This is a genomic window from Arboricoccus pini (assembly GCF_900187945.1).
GTDB classification, from domain to species: Bacteria; Pseudomonadota; Alphaproteobacteria; order Geminicoccales; family Geminicoccaceae; genus Arboricoccus; species Arboricoccus pini.
Map to the genome: position 1 here is coordinate 1 of NZ_FYEH01000016.1, position 16057 is coordinate 16057.

18 protein-coding genes and 1 pseudogene are annotated in these 16057 nt (G+C 64.1%); 17 read left to right on the forward strand and 2 right to left on the reverse strand.

Annotated features, from left to right (window positions below; translation table 11 throughout):
* Both CFB17_RS19315 and CFB17_RS16445 read left to right on the forward strand, forming a co-directional pair.
* Positions 1-188 (forward strand): annotated as a pseudogene (locus tag CFB17_RS19315) (quinoprotein relay system zinc metallohydrolase 2); the annotation flags it as partial.
* Between the two features lie 41 nt (positions 189-229).
* Entirely contained in the window at positions 230-1042 is an 813-nt protein-coding gene (locus CFB17_RS16445; protein ID WP_165769665.1) for a quinoprotein dehydrogenase-associated SoxYZ-like carrier, read from the forward strand.
* 49 nt (positions 1043-1091) lie between these two features.
* Here CFB17_RS16445 and CFB17_RS16450 read toward each other — a convergent pair whose 3' ends face one another.
* Complete coding sequence (locus tag CFB17_RS16450; protein ID WP_088562674.1) at positions 1092-1280, reverse strand: hypothetical protein; 189 nt, start codon at positions 1278-1280, stop codon at positions 1092-1094.
* A gap of 205 nt (positions 1281-1485) precedes the next feature.
* Here CFB17_RS16450 and CFB17_RS16455 point away from each other — a divergent pair, with 205 nt between their 5' ends.
* The 14 genes from CFB17_RS16455 (at position 1486) to CFB17_RS16520 (ending at position 12170) form a co-directional block, all read left to right on the forward strand.
* Positions 1486-2781 carry an ABC transporter substrate-binding protein gene (locus tag CFB17_RS16455; protein WP_088562675.1) on the forward strand — a complete coding sequence of 432 codons (1296 nt, stop codon included), beginning with the start codon at positions 1486-1488 and terminating at the stop codon, positions 2779-2781.
* Positions 2782-2819: 38 nt separating this feature from the next.
* Entirely contained in the window at positions 2820-3800 is a 981-nt protein-coding gene (locus CFB17_RS16460; protein ID WP_088562738.1) for a YVTN family beta-propeller repeat protein, read from the forward strand.
* Positions 3801-4117: 317 nt separating this feature from the next.
* Positions 4118-4786 carry a hypothetical protein gene (locus tag CFB17_RS16465; protein WP_207762144.1) on the forward strand — a complete coding sequence of 223 codons (669 nt, stop codon included), beginning with the start codon at positions 4118-4120 and terminating at the stop codon, positions 4784-4786.
* Positions 4783-5535, forward strand: a complete 753-nt coding sequence (locus CFB17_RS16470) for a hypothetical protein (RefSeq protein ID WP_088562677.1) — start codon at positions 4783-4785, stop codon at positions 5533-5535. Before CFB17_RS16465 ends, CFB17_RS16470 begins: the two co-directional genes overlap by 4 nt.
* Positions 5535-5921, forward strand: a complete 387-nt coding sequence (locus CFB17_RS16475; protein ID WP_088562678.1) for a hypothetical protein — start codon at positions 5535-5537, stop codon at positions 5919-5921. The genes CFB17_RS16470 and CFB17_RS16475 overlap by 1 nt, the downstream gene beginning before the upstream one ends.
* Before the next feature lie 12 nt (positions 5922-5933).
* A complete protein-coding gene (locus CFB17_RS16480; protein ID WP_088562679.1) occupies positions 5934-6920 on the forward strand; it encodes a LysR family transcriptional regulator in 987 nt (328 codons plus the stop codon).
* Positions 6921-7035: 115 nt separating this feature from the next.
* Complete coding sequence (gene pqqA, locus CFB17_RS20100) at positions 7036-7122, forward strand: pyrroloquinoline quinone precursor peptide PqqA (RefSeq protein WP_088562680.1); 87 nt, start codon at positions 7036-7038, stop codon at positions 7120-7122.
* 37 nt (positions 7123-7159) lie between these two features.
* On the forward strand, positions 7160-8089 hold the full coding sequence (gene pqqB / locus CFB17_RS16490) for a pyrroloquinoline quinone biosynthesis protein PqqB (protein WP_088562681.1): 930 nt from the start codon (positions 7160-7162) through the stop codon (positions 8087-8089).
* The gene (gene pqqC, locus CFB17_RS16495) at positions 8086-8859 is read left to right on the forward strand and encodes a pyrroloquinoline-quinone synthase PqqC (protein WP_088562682.1); all 774 of its coding nucleotides are present in this window, start codon (positions 8086-8088) and stop codon (positions 8857-8859) included. The genes pqqB and pqqC overlap by 4 nt, the downstream gene beginning before the upstream one ends.
* Positions 8856-9176 (forward strand): pyrroloquinoline quinone biosynthesis peptide chaperone PqqD, encoded by a 321-nt coding sequence (pqqD, locus tag CFB17_RS16500; protein ID WP_088562683.1) that lies wholly within the window; start codon positions 8856-8858, stop codon positions 9174-9176. Before pqqC ends, pqqD begins: the two co-directional genes overlap by 4 nt.
* Before the next feature lie 41 nt (positions 9177-9217).
* Positions 9218-10402: a pyrroloquinoline quinone biosynthesis protein PqqE gene (gene pqqE, locus CFB17_RS16505; protein ID WP_088562684.1), complete on the forward strand. Its 1185-nt coding sequence runs from the start codon at positions 9218-9220 to the stop codon at positions 10400-10402.
* Positions 10399-10920 (forward strand): GNAT family N-acetyltransferase, encoded by a 522-nt coding sequence (locus tag CFB17_RS16510; RefSeq protein ID WP_088562685.1) that lies wholly within the window; start codon positions 10399-10401, stop codon positions 10918-10920. The genes pqqE and CFB17_RS16510 overlap by 4 nt, the downstream gene beginning before the upstream one ends.
* A gap of 198 nt (positions 10921-11118) precedes the next feature.
* Positions 11119-11481, forward strand: a complete 363-nt coding sequence (locus CFB17_RS16515) for a CidA/LrgA family protein (protein WP_088562686.1) — start codon at positions 11119-11121, stop codon at positions 11479-11481.
* Positions 11478-12170 carry an LrgB family protein gene (locus tag CFB17_RS16520; RefSeq protein ID WP_088562687.1) on the forward strand — a complete coding sequence of 231 codons (693 nt, stop codon included), beginning with the start codon at positions 11478-11480 and terminating at the stop codon, positions 12168-12170. The genes CFB17_RS16515 and CFB17_RS16520 overlap by 4 nt, the downstream gene beginning before the upstream one ends.
* A gap of 170 nt (positions 12171-12340) precedes the next feature.
* Here the strand turns inward: CFB17_RS16520 and secA are convergent, their stop codons facing one another.
* Positions 12341-15001 (reverse strand): preprotein translocase subunit SecA, encoded by a 2661-nt coding sequence (secA, locus tag CFB17_RS16525; protein WP_088562688.1) that lies wholly within the window; start codon positions 14999-15001, stop codon positions 12341-12343.
* Between the two features lie 244 nt (positions 15002-15245).
* On the opposite strand from secA, the gene CFB17_RS16530 reads away from it, so the two are divergent.
* A complete protein-coding gene (locus CFB17_RS16530; RefSeq protein ID WP_088562689.1) occupies positions 15246-16031 on the forward strand; it encodes an ABC transporter substrate-binding protein in 786 nt (261 codons plus the stop codon).
* The last annotated feature ends 26 nt before the right edge of the window (positions 16032-16057 follow it).

The window sequence follows — 16057 nt, forward strand, 5'->3', positions numbered from 1 at the left end:
CCCTGACCCCCGTGCGCGCTTATCTAAGCTGGCTGCGCGGCCAGGTGGCAAAGCTGCAGGATCAGGGCGTGCAGATCGATGCTATCGTCGAGGCGGTGCCGTTGCCGGCTGGCGCCACATGGCTGGTGGCCGAGGATGTGCACCCGCGCAACGTGATCGCGGTCTATAAGGAACTGGAATGGGAGTAGCCCGAGAAGGGGCCGAACCATCTGGATCAGGAGGTTGGGGCATGCAAAGGCGCCAGGCATTAGCGCTCTCGGCCATGGGGCTCGTGGCCGTGACGAGGCGGGCACGAGGCGAGGATGCGCCGGAGGGAAGCGGCGCCTGGGACGATGTCCGCACCACACTCTTCGACAACCGGCCATCGCAGGCGAACGAGGCGATCGTATCGCTGGATGCACCCGCTCGGGCCCTCGATGCGTCGGTGGTGCCGATGACCATCAAGCTCGGGCAGCCGGCGGCGGAACAAGATCGCGTCCGCACGATCTGGCTGGTGATCGACGAGAATCCCGCCCCCGTGGCCGGCATCTTCCACCTGCACGAGGTGAGCTTTGGCGCCAGCATCCAGACCCGCGTGCGGGTGAACAGCTACACGCGGGTCCATGCGATCGCCGAGACCAGTGACGGCCGGCTGTTCGTCTCGGAGCGGTTCGTCAAGGCGGCGGGCGGCTGCTCGGCACCGGCTATGAAGGACCCGGCCGAGGTGGAAGCCCGGCGCGGGCGGATGAAGCTCAAGGAACTGGGCACGTTCGCGGCGGGGCAGCCGAACACGGTCCAGCTCTTGATCAGCCATCCGCAATATACCGGCATGCAGATCGACCAGCTCAGCCGCAACTGGATCCCGCCCGACTATCTGCGGCGCATCAACCTCGCCTATGACGGTGCGCCGGTCATGGAGATCGATGGCGACATCTCGATCGCCGAGGATCCGAGCCTGACCTTCGTCTTCATCCCGCCGCGACCAGGCACGCTCACCGTGGAGGCGACCGACAACAAGTCGCGAACCTACAAAGGCAGCTTCCCCATGGGCAGCGCCACGTGACCCGGCTCAAGCAGCCCGAAGGGCGGTAGCCGCAAGCACCCGGCTTGCCTCATGCGGGTGGCAGGCTGCAGTTCAGCTTGCGGATCAGCCACTCGGGGTGACTGGCGCTCCATTCGGCGGCTTGGGCCTGCGACTGCCAGAGGCACTGGCTGACGTTTAAGGCTTGGAACGGGATGTTGAACGTCTCGCAATGGCTGGGCTTGGCGATGAGGCAGGCCAGTACGATCAACTCAACCATCTTCACTCCATTTCGACGATTCGAGATGTCTAAGGCTCGACTTCGACGATGGCTGCTCTGCTGACAAGCATTTTTCGTGGCGCCACGAAAAATGCTTGTCATGCACAATCTGCCGCCCTTGCCATCATGTTTTGCTTATGACATCCATAAGTCTCTCCAAGAGATGAGGCCGCGAATGCCGACTAAGGGGGGATCGAAGCATGGAATGTCGGCTTTAGTTCGTCTTGGCACGGGCCCCCTGTCGCGGGGCTCACGTGCCATCTGTCTAGGCGTGGCGCTTCTTGTCACTGGCTCCGGCCTCCTCCGGGCCCAGACACCGCCTTCGAGCGATACGGCACCGGCCGCCAGCCCGACCAAGCCCGGCCAGGTGAAGCTATCGATCGAGATCGTCTATTTCAGCCGCGAGGAGCGGCCGGTCGAGTATCTGTCGCTGGCCGAGCCCGTCCTGACCGATGCTGGCCTCCGTGGCGTCGAGCAGGGGATTCGCGATGACCAGACGACCGGCCGCTTCCTCGGCCACGCTTATGCGATGTCGACGATCAAGGTGCCGGCCAATGGCGACATAGCGGCGGCCTTCAAGGCGGCGCTGGACAAGGGGCAGCGTTTCTTCGTGGCCGACCTCAAGAAGGATGATCTTTTGACGATCGCGCCTTTGGCCGATGCCGCGGGTGCCATCGTCTTCAATGCGCGAGCACCCGACGACGACCTCAGGACCGACATCTGCCATATCTCGGTTTTCCACACGGCCCTCTCCTACGCCCAGAAGGCTGACGCGTTGGCGCAGTATCTGGTCTGGAAACGCTGGACGCGCTGGTTCCTCCTTGTGGGCTCGCACCCGGAGGACAAGGCATTCGGCACCGCATTGCGGCGGTCCGCTACGAAGTTTGGCATCAACATCGTCGAGGACCGGACCTACGAGGACACAGGGGGCGCCAGGCGAACCGACACCGGTGCCGTGCAGGTGCAAAGGCAGATGCCGATCGTGACGCAAAACGCGGCCACGCATGACGTCGTCGTGGTTGCCGACGAGAGTGAGGTGTTTGGCGACTACGTGCCCTATCGGACTTGGGACCCTCGGCCTGTGGTCGGGACTTCGGGGTTGGTGCCGACAGCCTGGAGTCGGGTCACCGAGCAATGGGGCGGCACGCAGATGCAGCGGCGCTTCGAGAAGACGGCGGGGCGGCCGATGAACGAGCGCGACTATGATGCCTGGGTGGCGACGCGCGCGTTGGGAGAGGCCGTGACGCGTACCGGCAGTGCCGATCCCGCGACGCTGCATGCCTATCTGGCCTCCGACAAGCTGGAGGTCGGCGCATTCAAGGGGCAGGGGCTCTCCTTCAGAGCGTGGGACCAGCAAATCCGCGAGCCCATTTTGCTGGTGACGTCGCGCACGCTGGTCTCGGTTTCGCCGCAGGACGAGTTCCTGCATCAGCGATCGACGCTTGATACGATGGGTTTCGATGAGCCAGAAAGCCGCTGTCGGCTGAACGGGCCGGGATGAACAGACAAATGTCTTCGAGCATGCGCAATCGAGAGAAGATGATAAAGTACCGCCTCGGGCTGGGAGTCCTTTGCGGCGCCCTCGGCGCAGGCTTCGCGATGCCGGCCTCGGCCTTCGAGCTCTTCGTCTCCAACGAGAAGGGCAACACGGTCACCGTCCTGGACGGCGCCACGCTGGCGCGCAAGCAGGACATTCCGGTGGGCCAGCGGCCGCGCGGCATCGTCATGGCTCCCGATGGCAAGCATGTCTATATCTGCGCCTCGGACGACGACACCATCCAGGTGATGGACACGCAGACCAAGGAGATCGTGGGCAGCCTGCCCTCCGGGCCCGATCCGGAGCTGTTGGACGTCTCGCCGGACGGTAAGCTCGTCTATGCCGCCAACGAAGACGACAACATGGTCACCGTGATCGACGTTGCGAGCGGCAAGGCGCTGGGCGAGATCCCGGTGGGTGTGGAGCCCGAGGGCATGGGCGTCAGCCATGACGGCAAGTGGCTGGTCAACACCTCCGAGACCACCAACATGGCCCATTTCATCAACGCCGAGACGCAGGAGATCACCGACAACGTTCTGGTCGACCAGAGGCCGCGTTTCGCGCGCTGGACTGCGGACGATGCCGAGGTCTGGGTATCCTCCGAGGTCGGCGGGACGGTGGCGGTCATCGATGCCAAGACCCGGCAGATCAAGAAGAAGATCGGCTTTGCCGTGGCGGGTGTGCCGCAGGAGGCGATCCAGGCCGTGGGTGTTGCGATCACCAAGGATCGCAAATGGGCCTTCGTCGCGCTCGGGCCGGCCAACCGCGTGGCCGTGGTCGACGCCCAGACGTTCGAGGTCAAGAAATATCTCCTGGTCGGCCAGCGTGTCTGGCACATGGAGTTCAGCCCGGACGAGAAGTTTCTCTACACGACCAACGGTGTGTCGAACGACATCTCGGTCATCGATGTCGGCGCCCAGGAAGTGACCCAGTCGGTGCAGGTTGGCGAGATGCCCTGGGGCGTTGCCGTTACCCCGCAATGATCCAAGGATGATGCCGGGCTGCACGAGGTGGCCCCGGCGCCCGTCGTCGGAGCGCGCCTGTCGGCACTTTGCCAACCTTGGGCGACGGGGCGGGAAGGACGGCTCTGCACACGCCTAAAGAGGCTTTGCCGAGGCGCATCGCTGGTCAGCCCTGTTCGTCTGTTCTAGGTTCTGGACCCAGGTGACATGGCGGCGGTGCCCGCGATCCCAGACGTGCTGGGCCGGATTGAGCAAAAGGTTCGGCGTCAGGACGCGGCATCGGGCTTCAGGGGCAGCACCGGATGATCAATCGTATTTAGCTTATGGTGACTCTTCCGGTGACATTCGCATGCAAGAACGGGCAGCCGGCATCGAGGCGCGCCGGCTGGCGGCCCGTGTTTCTCACGCTAGCCCTGATGACGATCCCTCTGGTCGGCGCCAGCGCGCAGCCCGCCACCGATCCCGACTGGCCCTGCGCCCAGCGTCTGGTGCCGGAACTTTCCGCCGCCACGCTCTGGCAGGGGCCGGAGCTGCCTACGACGCCACCGCCCGCTGACGACGCGACAACGGATCTGGCCGAGCGGCTGATCGATCGCAGTCTGCCCATGGACAAGGCTACCGAGCTCGTCAACGAAACGGTGAGCGGCACGGCGGCCGCCGAGCGGCGCGCGAAGATGGAAGGGCTTTTCTTAGCCGTCATCGACGTCGCCAACCGGCAACGCTCCGGCATGATCGAGGGCATCCGCAATTTCGGCCGACGTCAGCACGCCCTGGCCGATCGTATCAATAACGAATCGCGACAAATCCGCGATCTCGAGGCGCAGGGCACCGATGCGGCCAGCGACGATCTGCCCGGCCTTCGCGAGCAGCATCTATGGGACCTGCGCATTTTCGACGAACGCCAGCACACCGTGCGCCTTGCCTGCGACGAGCCGGTCCAGGTGGAGCAGCGCAGCTTCGCGCTTGGTCGCGTGATCGCCTCGACATTGAAGGAGCAAGGTCAGTGAGCGGCTTGAACCAGGCGATCTCGACGAGGTCGCGGCTCACTGCGGTCATGCTCATGGCGGCCCTTTCCCTGGGCGGCGTGCCAGCGCTGGCAGAGGAAGCCGGCGCGCCGCCGGCCACGACGGCTGCGCCCGATGAGCCGCCGCCACCCGATCCAGCCTCGGTCACGACTCACCTCTTTGCCCGCAACCTGATGAGCAGCGTGCAAAAGCCCGCCCACTTCGTCTATGACGTGGCGCGCCTTTCCAAGGGCGAGGCGCCAGTGAAGGGCCATATCCTGATGGATGTGCGCGAGATTGGGCAGGACGGCGTCAAATCCGTCTATTTCAAGACCGATGGCGGCTTTGGCCCGTTCGACTTCGGTCCGGTCCAGGCATCGAGTCAAAACCCCGTCGTCATCGTCTACCTGCAGGACGACGTCGTCCGGCTGCAGCGTCTGACCGGCGGCTCGCAGCAATATTTCCGCAATCGCATCCGTGCGGCCTTCAACGGTCCGGCGCGGATCGAGCCCGTCGAGGTCAGCTACAAAGACCGCAAATTCACGGGCGAACGGATGACAATCCTGCCCTTTGCCGGCGATGAGCACCTAAAAGAGCATCCTGAGATCAAGGAGAAGAGCTACAGCTTTACCGTCGTGCCGGACCTGCCGGGTGGCATCTACTCGATTGCGGCACAGGTCCCCAATCCGAGCGGTGGCGCTCCGGTCGAGGATGGTTCCATAACGCTGACCGACATGACCCCAGTGGAGTGATGAGCTTGCGCCGATTTTCGCCTCTCGCTTTCGTCCCGATGGCCCTTCTTTGCGGTCTGGCGCTGCCGGCGCCGGTGAAGGCGGCACCGGCCGATTACCCGACCGAGGAACTGGCCGATTACGTGTTTGGCTGCATGGCGGCCAATGGCCAGACCCAGACGGCGCTGCGCGCTTGCTCGTGTTCGATCGACACGATCGCCGCCAAGCTGCCCTTTGCCGATTATGAGCGGGCCGAGACGGTAATGAGCATGCAGCAGATACCGGGTGGCGACGATCGCGCCGTGTTGTTTCGAACGCAGCCGCTCCTGCTCGCCATGGTGGATAAGTTGAAGGCAGCCCAGGTCGAGGCCGAGCAGAAATGCTTTCCAGTCGCCAACGGCAACTGACCCAGGCCCGCCTTGGCCAGCCTCAATCAGCTCAAGATCTTCTGGACCGTCGCCAATAGTCCGTCCTTGACCAAGGCCGCCAAGCAGCTGGGCCTCTCGCAACCCTCGCTCTCGCAGCAGGTGGCGAAGCTCGAGCAGAGCCTGGGCGGCAAGCTGTTCGATCGCGTCAACAACCAGCTCATCCTCACCGATGCCGGCCGCTATCTGGTCCGCAGGGCCGAGATCATCCTAAGCGAGGTCGACGAGACCGAGATCGAGATCGCCGCCTTCTTGAATGGCGGCCGCGGACGCATCGCCGTCGGTTCGCTGGCCTCGCTGGCGCGCACGGTGGTCCCGGATGCGATGCGTCGGCTGGAGGCGCTTAGGCCCGGGATCGAGATCGATCTTCATGAGCTCTCGCCGGTTGAGGCCGTCGACCAGCTCTACGGCCGTAACCTGCAGATCGCGCTCTTGTCCTCTTTCTCGCTGGCGCCCAATCGCAACGCGTTCAGCAAGATCGAGCTTATGGAGGACCAGCTCGTCCTGGCCGTGCCTGCGCATCTCGACATTGACGGCGTGGCCGACCCGGAACGCGATTTGTCGGTCGAAGGGCGCGACCTGCTGAACCGGACGATCCAGTTCAATTTCGGCAACCAGCAAAACAGCCGTACCGAGGAATGGTATCGCCGGGTGCTGCCTCGTCACAGGACGGTCGCCTGGTGCCGCTCCTACGAGAGCGCCCTTGCCATGGTCGAGGCGGGGCTCGGAGTCTGCTTGGTCCCGCACATGGCAACGCAGCAGAACGGTCGGTTGCTCTTCGATGTCAGGCTTTATGCTGTTCCGGGATGGGTGCGGCCAATCGTCGCTCTCGTTTCGCCGCAATATCTCCGCCAGGAGCCGTTTTCACTGTTCGTGCAAGCGCTGAGGGAGGCGGGCAAGGGCTGCAATCCACCTGCGCTCAGGGCGTGTCCGCCTTTCGTGCTGGACCGCACCGACCAGATTGCAAAAAATAAATCTTAGCCGAAGGCTCGTCGATAGGGAAACCCTAATGTCGTCGTAGCTGGTGACAGGGTACAGGATGCCCATATGATGACGTGTCGGGCAGTATCGCCGATACCATTGCAGGGAGAATGAAATGCAGAAGTCAGCTTGGACGGCGCCTAAGGTTGAGACCACGACGGTGAGCATGGAAGTGACCATGTATCTGCCGGCGCAGGCCTGAGCCTTTCGCGCTAAGCGGCCGCCGGCTTAGGTGAACCATGCACATTATCGTGCTAGGCGCCGCCGCCGGCGGCGGCTTTCCCCAATGGAATGCCAATTCCGAGGCCTGCCGCCGCGCGCGCGCCGGTGATCCCGCCGCGAGGCCGGCGACCCAGGCCTCGATAGCCCTCTCGGCCGATGGCAGGCGCTGGGCGATCATTAATGCCAGCCCCGACCTTCGCGCCCAAATCGAGCGCACGCCCGCCCTTCAGCCGCGTGAGGGGCTGCGCTCCTCGCCCATCGCTGCGGTGCTTTTGACGAATGGCGATGTCGATGCCATCGCGGGCCTGCTCAATCTTCGGGAGGGGACGGGGTTCGGCCTCTATGCCCACCCGCTCGTGCACGGCATCCTCGACCGCAATCAGATCTTCGAGGTCGTGAACCGCTCCATCGTCCCGCGACGGCCGCTTGGCATCGGTGCCGCGCTCATGCTGGGCGATGCGGCGGACGCACCCATCGATATCGAGGTCGAAGCCTTCGCCGCGCCCGGCAAGGTGCCGCTTTATGCGGAGGAAGCGGCGGGAGCCGCGCTGGATACGGCCTCGCTCGCTGGCGAGAGCCTGGGGCTGGAGTTCAAGACCCCTGCCGGGCGGCTCGTCTATCTCGCCAATTGTGCCCGCATCAGCGAGGCGGTGCGACGTCGCGTCGATGGTGCGGCCATCCTCTTCATGGACGGCACGCTCTGGCGAGACGACGAGATGATCAGGGCCGGCATCGGCACCAAGACCGGGCGGCGCATGGGGCATGTGTCGATGGATGGCGCCGACGGCGTCATCGAAAGTCTGGCCGGCCTGACGATCGGCCGGCGTATTTTTATTCATGTCAACAACACCAACCCAGCGCTCCTTGCCGATTCGCCGGAACGGGAAAAGCTGGAAGCTGCCGGCTGGCGTGTGGCCTATGACGGCATGGAGCTCGAGCTTAAATGACCCTCACCATCAACGATTTCGCCGATCTTCGCAGCGCCGAAGCACTAGAAGCGGCGCTGCGCGCCATCGGGGCGGAGCGCTACCACAGCAACCACCCCTTCCATCATCTCCTGCACAGCGGCCAGCTCGACAAGGGCCAGGTGCAGGCCTGGGCATTGAACCGCTGGTACTACCAGTCTCGTATCCCGATGAAAGATGCGGCCTTCATGTCGCGCGTCGTCGACCCGGATCTGCGCCGGGAGTGGTCGCAGCGTGTGGTCGACCATGACGGCACCAGGGAAGGCGTGGGTGGCGTCACGAAATGGCTGCGGCTCTGCACGGGGCTCGGGCTCGATGAGGCTTATGTGCGCTCGGAGCAGGGTATCCTCCCAGCCACCAAGTTCGCCGTCGAAGCCTATGTCCATTACGTGCGCGAGCGCTCCCTTCTGCAGGCGGTAGCCTCTTCGCTGACCGAGCTCTTCTCACCCACGATCATCAAGGATCGGGTGGCAGGCATGCTGAAGCATTATGATTTCGTCGACGAGGCGACGCTCGGCTATTTCCAGGCGCGCATCACCCAGGCGCCGCGTGACTCCGATTTCGCGCTGGCCTTCGTCAAGCAGCATGCGCGCAACGAGGAAGAGCGCCAGCAGGTTTGCGAGGCGTTGCTTTTCAAGTGCGACGTGCTCTGGGCGCAATTGGATGCGCTGCATCACGCCTACGTGCTGGAGGGTGGCATCCCGCCCGGCGCCTTCGAGCCGGTGCGTGAGCAAGGCAGGGTCGCCGCATGAGCGCTGCCCGCACGCCCGTCTGCGAGGACGCGATCGTCAGGCTCGCGCCCTATGCCCGCCTCAAGGAAGACAAGATTCGCCAATGCATGGTGCTGCTGGCACCCGAGCGCGTGCTCTTCCCCTGCCCGACGACGGTGATGATCCTGGAACGTCTGGACGGCAGCTGCACGCTGCGCGCCGTCGTCGATCGCATGGCGGACGAATTCGAGGCGCCGCGCGAGGTGATCGCCGCCGACACGCTGCGCATGCTGGCCGATCTCGACCGCCAGGCCCTCTTGGACGTCCAGCCCGTGGAGACCGGCCATGCGCGCCACTAGGCCGGCGCCGATCATGCTGGACCCCAGGCCGGAGGCCGATCATGCTGGACATTGAACCAGCCGCCCCGCCATCGACGCTCAAGGAACCATGGGGCGAGCCCCCCATGGGCATGCTGGCGGAGCTCACGCACCGCTGCCCGCTGCAATGCCCCTATTGCTCCAATCCGGTCGAGCTGGAGCGGGTGGCGGGCGAATTGGACGCGGCTGCCTGGAAGCGGGTCTTCGCCGAGGCGGTCGAGCTGGGTGTCCTGCAGCTTCATCTTTCGGGCGGCGAGCCCACGGTGCGCAAGGATCTGGAGGATCTGGTGGGAGAGGCCTCGCGCCTCGGGCTCTATACCAACCTGATCACCAGCGGCGTGCTGTTGAGCGAGGCACGTCTTCTGGATTTGAAGCGGGCCGGGCTCGATCATATCCAGCTCAGCCTCCAGGGGGCGACGGCGCTGACGGGCGATCGCATCGGCCATTACAAAGGCGGGCATGCGAAGAAGCTCGAGCTGGCAAAGGCGATCGGTCGGGCGGGCTTGCCGCTGACGATCAATGCCGTGGTGCATCGGCAGAATCTCGACGAGCTGGAGGGCTTGATCGATCTGGCGCTTGCTTGCGATGCGCATCGCATCGAGGTGGCGCATGTGCAGTATTATGGCTGGGCGCTGGCCAATCGTGCCGCGCTGATGCCGACCCGGGCCCAGCTGGAGCGGGCGACTGCCATCGTCGACGATGCCCGCGTTCGTCATGCCGGCCGGCTGATGGTCGACTATGTCATCCCGGATTATTACGCCAAGCGGCCCAAGCCCTGCATGGGCGGCTGGGCGCGGACCGTCTTGAACGTAACGCCGTCGGGTGCCGTGCTGCCCTGCCATGCGGCGCAGAGCATCAAGTCGCTGACTTTCCCCAATGTCCAGGATCATGATCTTGCCTGGATCTGGCAGTCGAGCGAGCCGTTCCAGCGGTTTCGCGGCACGGACTGGATGCCGGAACCTTGCCGTTCCTGCAGTTTCAAGGAGCAGGATTTTGGCGGTTGTCGCTGTCAGGCGATGGCGCTCACGGGCGATGCCGCCAACACCGATCCGGCCTGCGAATTCTCGCCCTTCCACGACCTTTTGCGGCTGACGGCCGAGGACGAGGCCGCGAGCGAGCCGCCGGCCTTCACCTATCGCCGGCCACTTGCAAACGCCCCGGCCATGGGCACGCCCGGTCTCGTGGGGGCGACCAAGGGCATGTCATGAGCGAGGCGGTGGCGCTGCGCCGCGTCCAGGAGGCCGACCGGCCGGAGCTCTTGGCGCTGAACAACGCTCATGCGGTCGAGCTTTCCTATGCCGAGGCCGATGAATTTGCGCGTCTCCTGGAGATGGCTTTCCTCGCCAGCACGAGCGGAGAGGTCGGCGCGCCCGGGAGCCTCCTTTTGGCGCTCGACCAGGATGCCCCATGTGATGGCCCGAATTTCCGCTGGTTCAAGGCGCGCTACGCGCGCTTCGTCTATGTCGACCGCATCGTCGTCGCGGCTTCGGCGCCGGGCCGGGGCTTGGCGGAGCGCCATTATGCCCAGCTTTTCGCGATGGCGGGCAAGGCCGGCCACACCCGCATAGTCTGCGAGGTCAACAGCGACCCGCCGAATCCGATCTCGGATGCCTTCCATGCCAAGCTGGGCTTCGAGCAGGTGGGCGAGCAATGGCTGTCGGATCGCGACAAGACCGTCCGCTATCTTTGCCGACCCCTTTACTCCGTCGTCGCCTGCGCGTGTTGAGCAACGCCGTCTAGGCCGCAGCTGGCAAGGGATGCCGGTTGGGGGCATTGGTCCGGGTGGGCTGACGCCGGGCGACGCATGAGACGACTGCGGGGCAGCCAGGAGGCAATGCGGCTGTTCTTCCTGCGCGAGCGGGACTAACGAGTCGCGGTCTGGGGCCTGGAGTCCCACGATGCCACTCGGGGTTCGAGCGTTCCTATGCTTGGCGATATTGCGCTGCTGTTTGTCTGTCTGCTCGGCGGTGAAAGCGTTCACCGGCTGGCGGGTGTGCCGCTGCCCGGTTCGATCATCGGCATGGTGCTGCTGTTTGGCTGGCTGGCGCTCGTTAGAAGGTCCCGGCCCGGCCTGAGCTCGGCCACGACGTGGCTGACGGGCCATTTGTCGGTCATGTTCGTGCCGTCGGCCGTGGGGCTGGTGAACGAGGGGCCAATCCTGTCGCGCTACGGTCTGGCCCTTGCCGTCGCGACGGCGGTCTCGACGGTGCTGACCTCCGTTGTCACCGTCCTCGTGTTTCGCTGGACCCTCGCCCGCGTCAGCGAGCGAGGCGAGCGCCACGCATGAACGACCTTATGTCCAGCCAGGTCTTCTGGCTCACCGCGACCCTTGTGGCATTCGCGGCGGCCGATTTCGTCTCGCGTCGCAGCCGGCGGCACCCCTTTTGCCATCCCGTCCTGCTGGCAACGCCCGTCCTGATCGCCATCCTCCTGCTCACCGGCACGTCCTATGCGACCTATCTGGAGGCAACGCAGGTCCTTGGCTTCCTGTTGGGGCCGGCGGTGGTCGGACTGGCGGTCCCGATCTGGGAGCGGCGGGCCTTGATTGGTCGGCTGGCTATGCCGATCGCCGCCGCCCTGGCGGCCGGTTCCTTGACGGCGATCGTCAGTGCCGTCGGCATCATGATGCTCTTTGGAGCGCCCCGGTCGATCCTGGCCTCGATCGCCCCACGCGCCAGCACGACGCCTGTGGCCATGGAGATGGCCAGCCAGTTGGGCGGCGTGGCAGCGCTGGCGGCGGTCATCGTCCTTTTCGCCGGCGTGGTGGGGGCGATGACCGCAACGCCCTTGTTCGACGCCTTGAAGATCCGGGACTATCGGGCGCGCGGCTTCGCGATCGGTGTCTCGGCGCACGGCTTCGGTGCGGCTCGTGCCTTTCAGGTGGACTCCACGGCGGGAACGTTCGCCGGGCTGGGCATGGCGCTCAACGCCATCGCCACGGCCTTGCTGCTATCGATCGCCGCGATCCTGGTTTGACGAAGTCGGGCCCGCCAATTGGACCGGGCTCCGTCGCTCGCGCCGACCGTCGAGCAAGTCTGCGGCTCGTGATATCCGGTCGATCGGTGCCCTCGGCGGGGTTGCGCCGTCCAAGCTGACCGCACGTCGCGTCGGACCCTTGCCGCAGCCTTAAAGCTTGAGGCGGCGCCTCAGGCGAGGCGGCCGTGGCACTGTTTGTATTTCTTGCCCGAGCCGCAGGGGCAAAGTGCGTTGCGCGGCGTGCGGCCCCAGGTCGAGGGATCGTTCAGATCGAGCTCGGCATCGCCGGTACCGTCGGCCATGGCCAGCATGCGCGGCCTGGGTGCCTCGGCCACCGGTGGTGGCGGCGGTGGGGCCGGCTCGGGAGTATGGATCTGCAGATTGGAGAGGACTTGGGTGATCGTGTAACGCAGGTTGGAGAGCAGGGCCTCGAACAGCTTGAAGGCCTCGCGCTTATATTCCATCAGCGGATCGCGCTGGCCGTAGCCGCGCAGATGAATGCCCTGGCGCAGATGGTCGAGGTGGAGGAGATGCTCCTTCCACTGATGATCGAGCACCTGCAAGAGGAGGCTCTTTTCGGCCATGCGCATCATCTCGGCGCCGTAGAGCGCTTCCTTTTGCGCCATGTGGGCGTCACTCTGCTCGACCAGGCGCTCCTTGATCGCCTGGTCGCCGATGCCTTCCTCGGCGGCCCAGTCCTCGATCGGCAGGTCCAGGCCAATATAGCGCCTCACGTCCTCCTTGAGGCCCTCCGTGTCCCATTGCTCGGGATAGGCGTTCTCGGGAATGTGCTTTCTTAAGATCTCGTCCAGCACCTGATGGCGCATCTCGGTGACGTCCTCGTGGACGTTCGGAGCCGAGATCATCTCGAGGCGCTGCTCATAGACGACCTTGCGCTGGTCGTTCATCACGTCGTCGTATTTGAGGAGCTGCTTCCGGATCTCGAAATTGCGCGCCTCGACCTTTTGCTGCGCCTTTTCCAAAGCCTTGTTGATCCAAGGATGAACGATGGCCTCGCCTTCCTTCAGGCCCAGGCGTTTTAGCATCGAGTCCATACGCTCGGAGCCGAAGATCTTCATCAGATCGTCATCGAGCGAGAGGAAGAACTTGGAGCGCCCATTATCGCCCTGGCGGCCGGAGCGGCCGCGCAGCTGGTTGTCGATGCGCCGGCTCTCATGGCGCTCGGTGCCGATGACGAAGAGGCCGCCCAGCGCCTTGACCTTCTGGCGTTCGGCCTCGACCTCGGCTCGGATGAGCTGCGCCTGCGTCGAATTCGCCTGATCCGCCGGCAGCTCCTGCTCGATGCGCATCTCGGCGTTGCCGCCCAGCTGGATGTCCGTGCCGCGGCCCGCCATGTTGGTGGCGATCGTCACGGCACCGACCCTGCCCGCCTGGGCGACGATGAAGGCCTCCTGCTCGTGATGCTTGGCATTTAGGATCTGGTGCGGAACGCCCTTCTTCTTGAGAAGCTCGGAGAGCACCTCGGACTTTTCGATCGACACGGTGCCGACCAGGACCGGCTGGCCGCGCTTTTGCGCCACCTCGATCTCGCTGGCGATGGCTTCGTTCTTCTCGCGGCCGGTCCGGTAGACCTCGTCGTCCTCATCCTTGCGGGCGACGGCCACGTGGGTCGGCACCTCGATCACCTCGAGCCGGTAGATCTCGCCGAATTCGGCGGCCTCGGTCTTGGCCGTGCCGGTCATGCCTGAGAGCTTGTGATAGAGGCGAAAATAATTCTGGAAGGTAATCGAGGCCAGGGTCTGATTCTCGGCCTGGATCGTCACCTTCTCCTTGGCCTCGATCGCCTGATGCAGACCATCGGAATAGCGTCGGCCCTGCATCATGCGGCCGGTGAACTCGTCGACGATGATGACCTCGTCGTTCCTGACGAGGTAATGCACATCGCGTTGGAACAGCTTGTGGGCGCGGAGTGCTTGCTGGACATGGTGGACCAGCGTGACGTTCTCGATGTCGTAGACATTCTCGGACTTGAGCAGATCCGTGCCCGCCAGGATCTCCTGCAGCCGCTCCTGGCCTGCCTCGGTAAGTGAGACCGAGCGCTGCTTCAAGTCGATCTCGTAGTCAGCCGCGCCAAGCGCCGGTATCAGCTTGTCGACCGTCTTATAGAGCTCGGAGCTGTCGTCCGAGGGGCCGCTGATGATGAGCGGCGTCCTCGCCTCGTCGATCAGGATGCTGTCCACCTCGTCGACGATGGCGAAGTGATGGCCGCGCTGGACCATTTGCTCCCTCGACATCTTCATATTGTCGCGAAGGTAGTCAAAGCCCAGCTCATTGTTGGTGGCATAGGTGATGTCGGCCGCATAGGCTTCGCGCCTGGCCGTCTCGTCCATCATCGGTACGACGACGCCGACCGTGAGGCCGAGGAAATTATGCACCCGCCCCATCCAGGCGGAATCGCGTTTGGCCAGATAGTCGTTGACGGTGACGACGTGGACGCCTTTGCCCGGCAGGGCGTTCAGATAAGCAGCCAGCGTTGAGACCAGGGTCTTGCCCTCGCCAGTCTTCATCTCGGCGATGCTGCCGCGATTGAGCACCATGCCGCCTATCAGCTGGACGTCGTAATGCCGCTGACCCAGGACTCGCTTGGCCGCCTCCCGCACCGTGGCGAATGCTTCCGGCAGCAGGTCATCCAGCGTCTCGCCCTTCGCCAGCCGTGCCCGGAATTCACCCGTCTTCGCCCTGAGCTGCTCGTCGGAGAGCGCCTCGAATTCCGGCTCCTTGGCATTGATCGCCTGGACCTCGCGCCGCAACGATTTGATGACGCGATCATTGGCTGAGCCGAGGAACCGCTTCGTGATGAAGCCGAACATGTTGGAGGGATCCTTAAGGGCAGCGGCGGGAGACGAGCGGCGGACGGCCTTTTGCGACGTGCCGTCAGATAGGCATTCAAGGAGGGAGTGTCAACGAAAGGCACACGGCCTGCCTAAAACGTAGCCGCCACACGACCATGATCGACCACGCCCTGGTCCATTCAAGCTACCGCGCTTGACGCCGTCCTCATGTGGCGCGAACCATGCATCAACATCAAGCAAAGCGCCTCCTGGGAGAGCTCGGATGAAGCTTGTCGTCGCTACCTGTGCCGCCGTTCTGGCCCTGGCACTCAACACCGTCAGCCCGCTGCAGGCCAAGGAATGGAAAACGGTGCGCGTCGGCCTCGAGGGCGATTATCCGCCCTTCAGCTCGGTGGGCCCGGATGGCAAGATCGTCGGTTGGGAGGTCGATTACATGAACCTCCTCTGTGAGCACATGAAGGTCAAATGCACGCCCGTGCAGCAGGATTTCGACGGCATGATCCCGGCCCTCCAGGCGCCCAAGTTCGATGCGATCATGGCCTCGATGTCGATCACCGACGTTCGCAAGAAGCAGATTGCCTTCTCGGTTTCCTACTACAACACGCCAACCCGCTTCGTCGCCAAGAAGGGGGCTAATATCGAGATCAGCCCGGCCGGCCTGAAGGGCAAGAAGATCGGCGTGCAGCGCTCGACCATCCAGGACAATTACCTCACCGATAATTATGCCAGCGTCGCCGAGATCGTCCGCTACGGCTCCCAGGACGACATGTTCCTTGATCTCGTGGCCGGTCGCCTCGACCTCGGCCTGGGCGACAGCCTGCAGATCAGTGATGGCTTCATCAAGACTGATCGCGGCAAGGATTTCGAGATGATCGGCCCCAATCTGACCGATAGCAAATGGTTCGGCGACGGCGTCGGCGTCGGCCTGAGGAAGCAGGACGACGATCTCAAGAAGATGTTTGACACGGCCATCGCCGAGACCTTGAAGGACGGCAGCTATCAAGCACTCGAGAAGAAGTATTTCGATATCGACATCTATGGCGGCTGAGGGCGCCTTGATGGCCCCTCGGCTAC

Coding starts and splice junctions, on each gene's coding strand:
- CFB17_RS16445 (WP_165769665.1), top strand. CDS start 230: ATGCAAAGGCGCCAGGCATTAGCGCTCTCGGCCATGGGGCTCGTGGCC.
- CFB17_RS16450 (WP_088562674.1), bottom strand. CDS start 1,280: ATGGTTGAGTTGATCGTACTGGCCTGCCTCATCGCCAAGCCCAGCCAT.
- CFB17_RS16455 (WP_088562675.1), top strand. CDS start 1,486: ATGTCGGCTTTAGTTCGTCTTGGCACGGGCCCCCTGTCGCGGGGCTCA.
- CFB17_RS16460 (WP_088562738.1), top strand. CDS start 2,820: ATGATAAAGTACCGCCTCGGGCTGGGAGTCCTTTGCGGCGCCCTCGGC.
- CFB17_RS16475 (WP_088562678.1), top strand. CDS start 5,535: ATGAGCTTGCGCCGATTTTCGCCTCTCGCTTTCGTCCCGATGGCCCTT.
- pqqA (WP_088562680.1), top strand. CDS start 7,036: ATGCAGAAGTCAGCTTGGACGGCGCCTAAGGTTGAGACCACGACGGTG.
- pqqB (WP_088562681.1), top strand. CDS start 7,160: ATGCACATTATCGTGCTAGGCGCCGCCGCCGGCGGCGGCTTTCCCCAA.
- pqqC (WP_088562682.1), top strand. CDS start 8,086: ATGACCCTCACCATCAACGATTTCGCCGATCTTCGCAGCGCCGAAGCA.
- pqqD (WP_088562683.1), top strand. CDS start 8,856: ATGAGCGCTGCCCGCACGCCCGTCTGCGAGGACGCGATCGTCAGGCTC.
- pqqE (WP_088562684.1), top strand. CDS start 9,218: ATGCTGGACATTGAACCAGCCGCCCCGCCATCGACGCTCAAGGAACCA.
- CFB17_RS16510 (WP_088562685.1), top strand. CDS start 10,399: ATGAGCGAGGCGGTGGCGCTGCGCCGCGTCCAGGAGGCCGACCGGCCG.
- CFB17_RS16515 (WP_088562686.1), top strand. CDS start 11,119: ATGCTTGGCGATATTGCGCTGCTGTTTGTCTGTCTGCTCGGCGGTGAA.
- CFB17_RS16520 (WP_088562687.1), top strand. CDS start 11,478: ATGAACGACCTTATGTCCAGCCAGGTCTTCTGGCTCACCGCGACCCTT.
- secA (WP_088562688.1), bottom strand. CDS start 15,001: ATGTTCGGCTTCATCACGAAGCGGTTCCTCGGCTCAGCCAATGATCGC.
- CFB17_RS16530 (WP_088562689.1), top strand. CDS start 15,246: ATGAAGCTTGTCGTCGCTACCTGTGCCGCCGTTCTGGCCCTGGCACTC.